Here is a 12530-nt window from a genome sequence, read left to right on the forward strand (position 1 = left end):
CTCTATGTCATTCTCAGTCTTTTATCATTTAAGCACAAATAGGGGACGAATACAAAGATATAAAATCTATGAGCTTTATAACTGCTGCCTATAGAGCCCTCTTCTTGCCCTCCAGCAGCTTGATGAGCAATTGCGTCCGATTGGCAGCTCCCAGCTTAACGAGCATGGACTTCATATGTTTTTTGACCGTTGCTTCGCTGATGAACAGCTTGGCCGCGATCTCCATATTGGTAAGACCCTGCTCCAGCAGCTTGGCCACCTCCTTCTCGCGGTCGGTAATATCCCCTCTGGCCATAATGGGATCACCTGCAGGTCCAGCAGCGGCACGCCCTTCATCCCTGGCATGGCTCTCCTCATTCTCCTCTTGAAGCTCACGAAGCAGATCGGCATAGCCCGTCTGTCGCATCATGCGATGGATGTAGGCCAAGAGCTTCTCCCCCCGAAGATCAAGCACGAAGGTGGAGGCTGGCGTAACGCCGTCATATTCATAGTGAGTGACTTGGGGAGCGGTCTCGAAGCCAAGACTCCTGTGCGTATCAATAAAATACGGAAGCGGTACCGGCGATTCGATAATCAGCTCACCGCTGAAGATCAACGCATGCAGCAGATGGCCAATTGCCGTCTGCTGCGAGGCGTCCGAGAATTGCTCCGCATCGATGGTTTCGATGAACCAGCCGGCACGCTGGGACGCGGGTACAGCAAGCTTCTCAAGCTCTTCCGCTGTCAACGAGCCGAAGTAGGCTTTGGAGCGGTGGGCCTGAAGCAAATAAGGAAGGGTCCCCTCATGGATGGGAATGACAACAGCCAGGCCGATGATTCGTCCCTCTTCATTCCTCATCACGCGAACGGCTTCACAATCCAGGTCCAGCAGCGCTTCGAAATCAAGCTTAACCAGCGTCAAGCAGCCTTGCTCCGGTGTCAGACTGAAATCAAAGGTCGTGCCGGAATGGGGATCATGAAGCAGCATAACCTGCTCCTGCGCTTCCTCGCGCCGTCGTATCACATACCCCTCCAGCTCCGAAAGCGCCTCGTGTCCGACCTTGCTGTAATGGCGAGGGACCAGGTCAAAGGCTTCCATAAAGGCCCGGACCAGCGCATCCCCCATATAATACATGAGCTCAATAGCTTCTCTCGAGCTGGCAGCAATAGGCTGACACGCCAGCAGCCGCTGATAATACAGACGAAGCCCGCTTTCCCTCAGCCTGGCATACCGCTGCGGAGCACGCAGCAGCAAATCCCTGCAGACCGCTTCTCTCATAAGGAAGTACACCGTATATCCATCATCCACTCTTCTTACGAAGGAATACTTTATTAATCTATGGAATTCGGAGCCGGTTACATCGAAGCCAAGCACGCGGCTTAAGCTGTCTTGATTGAAATGCCGAAGAATAGCCGCTGCCTCAATCAAAGCGCGCATAGCCTCATCCGGCACCTCCCTCATCCATTGCTCCACCAAATAGGGAACACTGTCGTCATCTCGGAAGCCTTCCCCCTCCGGAAGCCCTTGCTGAGCAATAAAGGTTGCAAGAGACAACATCATGGGGTGTCCTTTGGAGAACGTATATAGACGCTGAATCATCTCTGAATCAGCAATGCCATTGCTTCTAGCGTATAAGCCCACCTCGTTTCTATCCAGCTCCTGAAGGGGCATTCGGACAAGCATTTGCCGCCATAGAGGGGATAGAAGCCATCTCTCGGACAACGATGTGCGCCCCGCAATAACGAGCAGGAAGCTTGAGAGCAGCAGTCCCTTGAGGAGGCTGTCCCTAAGCCATGAATCCATAATATCCAGCCGCTCATAGGCATCAATCAGGATGACCAGCCTCTTCGCCATTGCGGCATCTCGAAGCGCTGCGAGGCAACCCTCCAGCATCTCCTCTTCGTCCGCTCCAGCGTACAAGGGCAGCTTCAATTCTCTATAGATCTGGTCGCACAAGCCCCGTGGCGTTGGCTGCACTCTCTCCCCATCGAGATGAATAACGATTGCGCCTGCGTTAACTGCAGAGTCACGATAGAAATCCAGCAATGCCGTTTTCCCGATGCCTGCTATTCCATACATATTGATTAGCTTGGGCGAGGATGGGGATTGTTCCAGCAGCTCAAGAAAGAGGGCCTTCTCTCGAGCTCGTCCAACCATGTACGCATCCTCTTCTCCCATCCAGCTGCTTTCCGGCATATATCGACACCTGCTTTGCATTTTGGGTCATAATAGCTCTATTTTACATGAATACGGGCCTTGAGGCATGATTTTTTTGTTAAAAGGTATACCAAAGGATACCTCCTCTTCACTCAGATGTAGCCATAGTGATAATAGGCCAAAAGCCTCTAAAGCCGTAAAATGGAATTAACCATTAAAGGAATGCGAACATGAGCAAGAAAGGAGTTATGAGCATGTTTGAATGTACAATTAGAGAGCTGGCGGAAGGAGATATTCTCGCTCAGCCCATCATCAATCGGAGCGGCATGACTATTCTGGAGAAGGGCTCCCAGTTGAACTCCCGTTATATCCAGCGGCTGCATGAGCTTGGTATTGCCAGTGTTTACGTGATGAAGGCTCCCTCTGAAAGAAGGCTTGCCAAGGATTGGAAGCCTCTGCCGAATGAGGGGAGTATATTCCAGAAGCCGTTCCTATATAACGAAATAATGAGAAGAGTCGATAAGAACAAAACCCGAGTCTTCGGAGCGGAGGACGCTGCCTGCAAGCAGTTCATTCGCAGGTATAGGAAGCATGTGTCTGACATACTGGAGCATCCCGCAGTTGCGACTTTACTGGGCAGGCTGTATCAATTCGACTCTCATTTGTTTGAGCACTCCACCCAAGTCTCTATCTTCTCCTCCATCATTGGAGAAGAATGCGACTTCGATGGCTCGAGGATGGCGGAGCTTGTTCTAGGCTCGCTGCTATCGGATATTGGCATGTTATGTATGCCAGGAGCACTAACGAGGAGCAGCGGTCAGGTAAGCGCCGAGCATAAAGAGCAGTTTCATCGGCATACGGTTGCCGGGTACAACATTCTAAGCAGCATCGAAGGTATACCAGCATCAGCCCCGCATGTAGCGCTTGCCCATCATGAGCGCTTTGATGGATCGGGCTATCCCCTTGCCAGACAAGGAAGCGCTATTCCGGAGCTTGCCAGAATGGTCGCGATAGCCGACAGCTATAATACGCTTGTTTCCCCCAGCCGCACCACCCCTTCCTATCGGGCAGACGAAGCAGTTGAGATGCTTTTTGCCTCAGGCAACTATTATTTCGATGCCCAGCTCGTGCAAGTCTTCCTGAAGCGAATGAAGGCGTTCCCTGTATCCAGTATTTTGACGCTAAGCAACGGTCAGACGGGAATTGTCAAATGCTACAGCTCCTCCATTGTGCATAGACCCGTTGTTCAAATCATTAAGGAAGCGAACGGCGCAGACGTGTCCGCGCCCTATGAGCTCGATTTAGCCACCAGCAGCACGATTACGGTCATGCATGCAGCGATCTGAGCGTTCAGCTTTCGCAATATGCAAAAATAGCGGTGCAAGGAAAACTTCCTTGCACCGCTATTTGTATAGCCAGCGATATGATGCTTCTAGATCAGGCTCATCTTATCCCGGCGGCCTGGCGATTTGCGTTTGTCGATCAGACGGTTCACCGCGTCGATATACGCCCGTGCGCTCGCTTCCAGAATGTCCGTGCTCAGGCCGCGGCCTTGGGCCGACACCTCATCCTGCTTCAGGACGACATGTACCTCGCCAAGAGCGTCCTTGCCCTGGGAGACGGACTTGATGGAATAATCCTCAAGCTCTACCGTTTCTTTTGTAGCGAGATCAATCGCATTGTAGATGGCGTCCACGGATCCATTGCCCTCTGCCGTCTCTTCACGCGTCTCTCCCTCCGCCGTGCGTACGCGAACCGTCGCGTTCGGCGTCGATTGATTGCCATAGCTCACCTGAATCGTCTCCAGCGTGAACACCTCCGGCGTATCGATCAGCTTCTCCTCCAGCAATGCGCGAATATCCTCGTCATTCACTGCTTTCTTGCGATCGGCTAAATCCTTGAACTTGGCGAAAGCCGCGTTCACCGCTTCCTCCTCCAGCTCATAGCCGAGGTCAATCAGCTTCTCGCGGAAGGCGTGGCGGCCGGAATGCTTGCCCAGCACCAGCTTGGATTCCTTGAGACCAATCGTATCCGGAGAAATAATCTCGTACGTCGTTTTCTCCTTCAGCATGCCATCCTGGTGAATGCCGGACTCGTGAGCGAAGGCATTGGCGCCGACAATCGCTTTGTTGCCTGGAACAACCATACCCGTCAGCTTGCTGACAAGTCGGCTCGTCTTTGCGATTTCCTTCAGGTTCAGCGTCGTCTGCGCGCCGAAGAAGTCTGGACGTGTCGCAAGCGCCATCGCCACCTCTTCGATCGCGGTATTGCCCGCGCGCTCGCCGATGCCGTTGATGGTGCCCTCGACCTGGTCCGCCCCATTTAGGATTGCAGCCAGCGCGTTAGCCGTTGCCATGCCAAGATCGTCATGGCAGTGCGCGCTGAGCTGGATTTTTTCGATGTTCGGCACGTTTTCCTTCAGCGTCTTGAAGATATTGCCGAACTCCTGAGGATTCATGTAGCCCACCGTATCGGGAATGTTGACAACGGTAGCGCCAGCCTTGATCGCCATATCCGTCACCTGGCAGAGGAAGTCCAGCTCTGTACGGCCCGCGTCCTCCGGAGAAAACTCGATCTTGTCGAAGTACTGCTTGGCATATCGGATCGCGCGGTCCGCCGCCTCCAGCACCTGCTCCTTCTCCATCCGCAGCTTGTGCTTGCGGTGAATTGGGCTTGTTGCAAGGAAGAGGTGGATACAGGGATCCTGCGCGCCCTTCAGCGCTTCGCGAACGGCGTCTATATCCTGCTCGCGAGAACGGGACAGACCGATAATCGTCGCGTTCTTCACCGCGCGGGCAACGGCGTTCACCGCCGCGAGGTCGCCAGGCGAAGCGGCAGGAAAACCCGCTTCGATACGGTCAACGCCCAGCTTCTCGAGCTGAAGCGCTATCTCGACCTTCTCCTTCGTATTCAGGTTCACGCCCGGCGATTGCTCGCCGTCACGAAGCGTCGTATCGAAAATATAAATTTTCCGCATGTTGCTCTATACCTCCCTGAACAGAATCATCCCGATACCGCGCGGAGCTTTGCATGCCGACGGATTTCACTTGCCGGCATGCGCTCCGGTGGACCGGGATTGGTTGATCCTTCTGACTTATTTTAACGGGGGACCGTTATTACTTCTTGATCCAGTGCATCAGCTCGCGAAGCTGTTTGCCTGTTTCCTCGATCGGATGGGCAGCCTCGTTGCGGCGTGTAGCCGTCAGCATAGCGCGGCCGGATTTGTTCTCCAGGATGAAGTCGCGCGCGAAACGTCCGGATTGGATGTCTTCAAGAACGCGTTTCATTTCCTTTTTGGTCTCTTCAGTTACGATACGAGGACCTGTTACATAGTCGCCGTACTCCGCTGTGTTGGAGATGGAGTCGCGCATAGTAGCCAGACCGCCTTCGTACATCAGGTCAACGATCAGCTTCAGCTCGTGCAAGCACTCGAAGTAAGCCATCTCTGGAGCGTAGCCCGCTTCAACCAGCGTCTCGAAGCCCGCTTTCACAAGAGCGGAAGCGCCGCCGCACAATACGGCTTGCTCGCCGAACAGGTCTGTTTCCGTCTCTTCTTTGAACGTTGTTTCGATAACGCCTGCACGCGTGCAGCCGATACCTTTGGCGTAAGCAAGGCCGATTGCCTTAGCATTGCCAGTTGCGTCCTGATGGATCGCGATCAGGCCAGGAACGCCGAAGCCTTCTTGGTACGTACGACGAACCATGTGGCCCGGCGATTTCGGAGCGACCAGGAATACGTCCTTGTCCGCGCTTGGCACGATTTGACCGAAATGTACGTTGAAGCCATGGGAGAACATGATCGCCGCGCCTTGCTTCAGGTTCGGTTCGATTTCATCATGGTATACCTGAGCTTGCGTCTCGTCCGGAAGCAGGATCTGAACAACGTCAGCCAGCTTCGTCGCTTCCGCAACCGTCAATACTTCGAAACCGTCCTTCTTGGCAACGTCAGCGGATTTGCCCGGACGAAGACCGATAATAACCTTCAGGCCACTGTCGCGAAGGTTTTGCGCTTGCGCGTGACCTTGGCTGCCGTAACCGATAACTGCGATTGTTTTGCCTGCCAGAACGCCTTGGTCGGCGTCTTTTTCGTAATACAATGTAACTGCCATGAGATAATTGCCTCCTTTTATTTAACCCTTTTGAGCGGGTGTTTAAGCGGAGAGCCGGCGGTATCGGCCAAGTTCTTCCCCTCTTAAACTCCCGCTCAAAGCGGGATTTGAAACCTGTTGTGAAATCTCTGCTATTATTGCTTCACGTTACCGCGGTTAAGCGCGGTAACACCAGTGCGCGAAAGCTCACGGATGCCATAAGGCTTCAGAAGCTCGATCATCGCGTCGATCTTTTCTGTGTCTCCTACTACCTGCACCATCAGCGACTGTGTGCCGATGTCGACAACAGCCGCGCGGAAGGTCTCCACGACGCCCAGAATTTCCGGACGGGATGCCGGCTCCGCATGCACCTTGATCAGCGCGAGCTCCCTTGCCACCATCGCATTAGCGCTCAGGTCGACAACCTTGATTACATCGATCAGCTTGTACAGCTGCTTCGTAATCTGCTCCAGCGTATGGTCATCGCCTGTCGTGACGATGACCATACGCGAGAGGCCTTGCTCCTCGCTCGTGCCTACGGTTATGCTCTCGATATTGAAGCCGCGGCGTCCGAACAAGCCGGATACGCGCTGCAGAACGCCGGGCTGGTCATTCACAATAACTGCGATTGTATGCTTCTTCATTCCGCATCCCCCATGATCATTTGATCGATGGTGCGGCCCTGCGCCACCATCGGATACACGTTCTCGTCACGGCGCACGACAAACTCGACGACGGCCGGACCAGGATGGCGGAGCGCTTCTTCCCATGCGGTGCGTGCTTCTTCTTTGTTGGAAGCGCGGAAGCCTTTTACGCCGTACGCCTCCGCCAGCTTGACGAAGTCCGGGCTGCCCGCAAGGTCGATGTGGCTGAACCGGTTCTCGTGAATCAGCTCCTGCCATTGTCTAACCATGCCAAGCACCTGGTTGTTCAGAATGACAACCTTTACCGGAATGTTGTTGATGGCGCAGATCGCAAGCTCCTGCGCGCACATTTGCATGCCGCCGTCTCCGTTGATGGATACAACGACGCGATCCGGATTGGCCATCTGCGCTCCGATTGCCGATGGGAAGCCGAAGCCCATCGTGCCAAGGCCGCCGGACGTTACCCATGAACGCGGCTTGTTGAACGGATAATATTGCGCCGCCCACATCTGATGCTGGCCAACGTCCGTCGTCACAATGGCGTCGCCGCCCGTCGTCTCGTGAATCATCTCTACGACCCATTGCGGCTTCAGCTCAACGTCGGAGTCGATATACTTGAACGGATATTGAGCCTTGGACTGTTGGACGCTTGCTCTCCACTCGTCCGCTTGATCCGCCCGGACAGCCAGCTTGTTGGCCAGCGTCAGCACTGTTTTCACGTCGCCGACGATTGGAATGTCCGTCGGCACGTTTTTGCCGATTTCCGCTGGGTCAATATCGATATGAACAATCTTGGCGTTAGGAGCGAAGCCGGACAGCTTGCCCGTCACCCGGTCATCGAAGCGGGCGCCAATATTAATGAGCAAATCCGCCGTTTGGATGGACATGTTCGCGGTGTACGTGCCATGCATGCCCGGCATGCCGATCCACAGATCGTTGCCGCTCGGGAAGCCCCCAAGCCCCAGCAGTGTTGTCGTAATCGGGATTTGCGTCTTCGTTACGAACTCCAAGAGCTCCTCGTGAGCGCCGGAATATACAACGCCTCCGCCTGCAAGGATAAGCGGCTGCTTCGCTTCCGCGATGGCCTTGATCATTTTGTCCACTTGCAGCTTGTTCGGGTTGACGGTCGGATTGTAGCCTCTCAGGCTCACTTCCTTCACCGGCTTGAACAGCGTCTTCGCGGCCGAGACATCCTTCGGGATGTCGATGAGCACGGGACCCTTGCGGCCCGTATTGGCGATATGGAACGCTTCGTGAATAATGCGCGGCAAATCCTCTACCTGGCGCACAAGATAGCTGTGCTTCGTAATCGGCATAGTAATGCCGGTAATATCGGCCTCCTGGAAGGCGTCCGTACCGATCAGCGTCGACATGACATTGCCTGTAATGACGACCATCGGCACGGAATCCATATAAGCTGTGGCGATGCCTGTCACCAGGTTGGTTGCTCCCGGACCCGACGTCGCGATGCATACGCCTACCTTGCCGCTGGCGCGCGCATAGCCGTCGGCCGCATGAATCGCGCCTTGCTCATGCCTTGTCAGCAAGTGGTTGAAGTCTGGATTCCCGTGCATGGCATCGTAAATATACAATACTGCTCCGCCCGGATATCCGAATACGCAATCCACGTCCTCCAGCAGCAGGCTGCGGAGCAAAATCTCCGAACCCGATATGACCTCAGGCTTCGAGAGCCTCTCGATGAGTTCCTCTTTCGACTTTAATGTTGCGCTTTGCGTTGCCATCAGTAATCCTCCTCTCAAGAAAAACAAAAAAACCTTCCATCCCTCAGCCATAAAAGCTGATAGGGACGAAAGGTTACGCTTCCGTGGTACCACCCAAATTCGCTGCACATCTCCCGATATGCAACCTCCATAGGTTAGAACGCTGTGCACATACCGACGTTCAACCATGGCACTTTAACGCTTGCCCTGCGATGCTCCCTAATACGCAATGGATATTGCTTTTCAGGAGGATAGCTCCGAGGTGAGCTCGTAGAAAAGGGGTTTTGGCGTCGGTTGCAGCTGATCCGCACGCTCTCTGAACAAAAGAGCCCTTAACACTTCGTCCTCATCATTGCCGATTGATATGACTTTTCATTATTATATGCCGATTCTGGCAGTTCGTCAAGAACCATAAATGATGCCTTTCCGGCTTCCAACGGAATATCTGCACCCCAAAGGGGCACCGTCATATACTATTGTAGCCTATACCGGGCAATCTCATGCAGAGCGCTCCGCCGCCAGCGGCGCGCAGAAACGGGTGAATGCCATGATTCGCGCACGCAAGCACTCCGACGACAACGAGCTCGTCCGGCTCATTCGGACAGAGCTGATTCCTCTGTCGCATACGGCAAGGCAGCTGGACGCCCATATGATTCGCGAGCTGCCCAAGCGGTTCCGGAGCGGCATCACTTATGTCGCAATCCGAACCAAGCAAGGACCTCCCGTCGCATTTGTCCACTTCTACGTACTGGCCGAGCAGCTGTATATCGATATGCTCGTCACCCATCCCCAGCATCGCGGACAAAGCTTAGGGAAAACCCTGATGGCGTACGCCGAGGCTTACGGCAGGGCGAATCATTGTCAGTTCGCCCGGCTGTTTGTGGATCGGATTAACGTCTGGGGCCGCCGCTTCTACAATAAATTAGGCTATTCCACCATACGATTCGTGCCGGAGCTGCAATGCTACGAGCTTGTTAAACCGCTGGCTTGGCCGCCCTTAACCGTCAGCTCCCAATAAGCAAGTTAACATAACGGAAGCCCTGTCTCCAACCGATAAATCGGCTGTAGACAGGGCTTCTAAAAACGCGATTAAGCGTTAATTTTTTGTTTGGCAACGCCAGCCAGGGAGTTGAACGAAGCGATGTCGTTCACAGCCAGGTCAGCAAGCATCTTGCGGTTTACTTCAACGCCCGCAAGCTTCAGACCGTGCATGAATTTGCTGTAGGACAGGCCGTTTACGCGAGCAGCCGCGTTGATACGAACGATCCACAGTCTGCGAATGTCGCGTTTCTTGTTGCGACGGTCGCGGTAAGCGTACATCAGAGACTTGCCTACTTGCTCCTTCGCGGTTTTAAACAGACGGTGTTTCGAACCGAAATAACCTTTAGCCAGCTTTAGAATTCTTTTACGACGACGAGCGCGGACAAAGCCGCCTTTAACTCTTGCCATGAGTGGAAACCTCCTGTAGGTTGAATTTTATCGGATGCAATGCTTATTATTTCAGGTTGGAAAGACCTTGCTGCAAACGGCGAACGTCGCCAGCTGCCATAAGCGGCTGACCCGCGAGTACGCGTTTTTGGCGGCCGGATTTGTGCGAGAGCAAGTGGTTTCTGTAAGCTTTGTAGCGTTTCACTTTACCCGTACCGGTAATTTTGAAGCGGTCCTTCAGACTGCTGTGCGTTTTCATCTTAGGCATGTCAGTTTATCCTCCTTAATGGTGTTCCAGCTGTTAGCTGTTAGTTTTCGGTGCCAAAATCATAATCATGCTCCGGCCTTCCAGCTTGGGAGCGCGTTCGACATTGCATATTTCGGCAACCTCTTTGGATAGACGTTCCAGAATCCGTTGGCCGATCGCCGCGTGAGTGATCTCACGGCCGCGGAAACGAACGGATGCTTTCACTTTGTCGCCTTCATTCAGGAATTTCACGACGTTGCGGAATTTCACCTGATAGTCATGCTCCTCGATGTTGGCGCGGAACCACACTTCCTTCAGATCAACGATCTTCTGGTTCTTGCGCGCTTCCTTTTCTTTCTTCTGCTGCTCGTAGCGGAACTTGCCGTAGTCCATGATGCGGCAAACCGGCGGTTTGGCCGTTGGAGCAACGTTCACCAGATCCATGTTAGCCTCAGTTGCAAGCTGCAGCGCCTCGCGCAGCGGCTTAATGCCAATCTGCTCTCCTTCCGCGCCTACCAAACGAACTTCCCTGGCCCGGATTTCATCGTTAATTTGATGTTCTCTGCTAATAACGTGCCACCTCCATAATGGTTTACGAACTTACACAAAACAAAAAAATGCGGGTTCGCTCGAACCCGCATCTCATAACCGTATCTCGATATCGCCTCTGCCTGCTTCAACTTCAATAAAGCCGGCTGCATACCATTCGATTACCGCGAACCAGTCAGCATAGCCGAAAGGTGAGAAGCGGGCGCTTCTGCTTGTGCGAATATGTTCATTACTAAGCTACTATAGCACAGCGACTGAGACCATGTCAACTGCGGAGCAAGCTGTTATTTGCTCTGCACTTCCTCGATCCGAACGACTCTTGTATGCTGCGTGTGGCTCCACGTTTTGTTGTTCTGGGTGAAGAACGCATAGAACGTAATCGGCAGCCAGGATATGAGGAACAGGGGCAGCGTCAGCAGGTGGGCGTACATCTTCCAGTTCCTTACCTTCTCCAGCGCCATAGCTGCAGGGAACTGCAGCACCGAAGCGGCTATCGCGATCCCAATCAGCCACCATGGCAGGAAGCTGTAGACGGAGTGAATGATGTCCGGTGCCGGCAGCGCCATGTCAACCCACAGGACAGCCGTCAGTAAGAGGCTGATCAGCGTATTGTATACGCCTACCGCATAGATCGCCGCGTCGAACTTCACGATATTGCGCTCCTTGATGCTCGCCCAGAGCAGCGGGAAGAAGTAATTGCGGGCTACGTTGAAGTGACCTTGCATCCAGCGAAGGCGCTGTCTGGCGGAGGCGCGGAAGGATACCGGCTTCTCGTCATACACCTTGGCGTCGTAATTCAGAACGGGATAGACGTCACGCTTCACGCAGCGCATGGAGAACTCCAGGTCCTCCACCAGGCTCGTCGCTCCCCAGCCCATTTCCTTCAGCAGATTGGTCTCGAAGCACATGCCGGTGCCGCCCAGGAAGTTGCTCATCTTCAGATTGGTGCGGGACAGCTGCCACAGACGGTTACAGTACCAATACGTGATGGCATAAGCGGCCGTAATCCAGGAATCGTTCGGATTTTTGGTGTCCAGGTAGCCCTGAATCACTTGGTGGCCCTCGCACAGATCATCGTTCATCAGCTGCAGGAAATCCGGATTGACCAGATTGTCAGCATCGAACATGACCACCGCGTCGTATTGCCGCGGCATGCCCCACAGCTCCTTCAGCATCCACTCGATCGCGTAGCCTTTGCCGCGCAGGTGATAGTTCTGGCGCTCGCAGGCGTGCACGCCCATGCTTCTTGCGATTTCCGCGGTGCCATCGGTGCAATTGTCGCAAATGACAAACACATCATACAGCTCTTTTGGATAATCAAGCTTTTTCAAATTTTCGATTAGTGCCCCAACAACCTTCTCCTCGTTGTGCGCGGCGACCAGCACGGCGAACGATTTGGTTGGCTTATGCCGCTTTCTGCTCTTATTTTTCAGGAAACCGAACATAGACAACGAAAACTGATACACCGCGACAGATGCCAGCACAACCTGAACAACTAGAAACAATACGGTAAAAAACATTCGGCATTACCCCCTAAAACCCCTAATTTTGTGTGTCTGCTCATGTTCTCTTTTTTTGGTTGATGGCAGACTTTTTTCTTTAACAACGCATGTAATATTTGACTTACTGATTTTCCACTGAACCTGCCTCTTTTGTCAAAATGGGAATACCGCTTATTTAGACTCAATTCAGTCAGAAAAACGCTTGCATAGGAAT

Annotated in this window: 11 protein-coding genes and 1 other annotated feature; of the genes, 2 read left to right on the top strand and 9 right to left on the bottom strand. The window is 53.6% G+C overall.

What is annotated here, in order from left to right; translation table 11 throughout:
* Nucleotides 1-88: 88 nt before the first annotated feature.
* Nucleotides 89-2137, bottom strand: a complete 2049-nt coding sequence (locus AB1S56_RS17880) for a LuxR C-terminal-related transcriptional regulator (protein ID WP_340868336.1) — start codon at nt 2135-2137, stop codon at nt 89-91.
* Between the two features lie 254 nt (nt 2138-2391).
* Between AB1S56_RS17880 and AB1S56_RS17885 the strand changes: the two genes are divergently transcribed.
* Nucleotides 2392-3483 (top strand): HD domain-containing phosphohydrolase, encoded by a 1092-nt coding sequence (locus tag AB1S56_RS17885; RefSeq protein WP_340868338.1) that lies wholly within the window; start codon nt 2392-2394, stop codon nt 3481-3483.
* Between the two features lie 86 nt (nt 3484-3569).
* On the opposite strand, the gene AB1S56_RS17890 is transcribed toward AB1S56_RS17885, so the two are convergent.
* From AB1S56_RS17890 to ilvB, 4 genes are all read right to left on the bottom strand, one after another.
* Nucleotides 3570-5114, bottom strand: coding sequence for a 2-isopropylmalate synthase (locus AB1S56_RS17890; protein ID WP_340868340.1), 1545 nt, complete (start codon nt 5112-5114; stop codon nt 3570-3572).
* Between the two features lie 139 nt (nt 5115-5253).
* Nucleotides 5254-6246, bottom strand: coding sequence for a ketol-acid reductoisomerase (gene ilvC / locus AB1S56_RS17895; protein WP_340868341.1), 993 nt, complete (start codon nt 6244-6246; stop codon nt 5254-5256).
* 134 nt (nt 6247-6380) lie between these two features.
* Nucleotides 6381-6869 (bottom strand): acetolactate synthase small subunit, encoded by a 489-nt coding sequence (gene ilvN, locus AB1S56_RS17900; RefSeq protein WP_340868342.1) that lies wholly within the window; start codon nt 6867-6869, stop codon nt 6381-6383.
* A complete protein-coding gene (ilvB, locus tag AB1S56_RS17905) occupies nt 6866-8611 on the bottom strand; it encodes a biosynthetic-type acetolactate synthase large subunit (protein ID WP_340868343.1) in 1746 nt (581 codons plus the stop codon). The genes ilvN and ilvB overlap by 4 nt, the downstream gene beginning before the upstream one ends.
* 394 nt (nt 8612-9005) lie before the next feature.
* Here ilvB and AB1S56_RS17910 point away from each other — a divergent pair, with 394 nt between their 5' ends.
* Nucleotides 9006-9608: a GNAT family N-acetyltransferase gene (locus AB1S56_RS17910; RefSeq protein ID WP_340868345.1), complete on the top strand. Its 603-nt coding sequence runs from the start codon at nt 9006-9008 to the stop codon at nt 9606-9608.
* A gap of 71 nt (nt 9609-9679) precedes the next feature.
* On the opposite strand, the gene rplT is transcribed toward AB1S56_RS17910, so the two are convergent.
* The 4 genes from rplT to AB1S56_RS17930 all read right to left on the bottom strand — a co-directional run bounded on the left by rplT (nt 9680) and on the right by AB1S56_RS17930 (nt 12334).
* Nucleotides 9680-10039 carry a 50S ribosomal protein L20 gene (rplT, locus tag AB1S56_RS17915; RefSeq protein ID WP_120108152.1) on the bottom strand — a complete coding sequence of 120 codons (360 nt, stop codon included), beginning with the start codon at nt 10037-10039 and terminating at the stop codon, nt 9680-9682.
* A gap of 46 nt (nt 10040-10085) precedes the next feature.
* Nucleotides 10086-10286 (bottom strand): 50S ribosomal protein L35, encoded by a 201-nt coding sequence (rpmI, locus tag AB1S56_RS17920; RefSeq protein WP_068682086.1) that lies wholly within the window; start codon nt 10284-10286, stop codon nt 10086-10088.
* 33 nt (nt 10287-10319) lie between these two features.
* Complete coding sequence (infC, locus tag AB1S56_RS17925; RefSeq protein WP_340868524.1) at nt 10320-10817, bottom strand: translation initiation factor IF-3; 498 nt, start codon at nt 10815-10817, stop codon at nt 10320-10322.
* Between the two features lie 53 nt (nt 10818-10870).
* Nucleotides 10871-11034 (bottom strand) — a sequence feature (ribosomal protein L20 leader region).
* 64 nt (nt 11035-11098) lie between these two features.
* The gene (locus AB1S56_RS17930) at nt 11099-12334 is read right to left on the bottom strand and encodes a glycosyltransferase family 2 protein (RefSeq protein ID WP_340868348.1); all 1236 of its coding nucleotides are present in this window, start codon (nt 12332-12334) and stop codon (nt 11099-11101) included.
* Nucleotides 12335-12530 lie beyond the last annotated feature (196 nt).

The sequence above is a fragment of the Paenibacillus sp. PL2-23 genome, from assembly GCF_040834005.1.
GTDB lineage: Bacteria > Bacillota > Bacilli > Paenibacillales > Paenibacillaceae > Pristimantibacillus.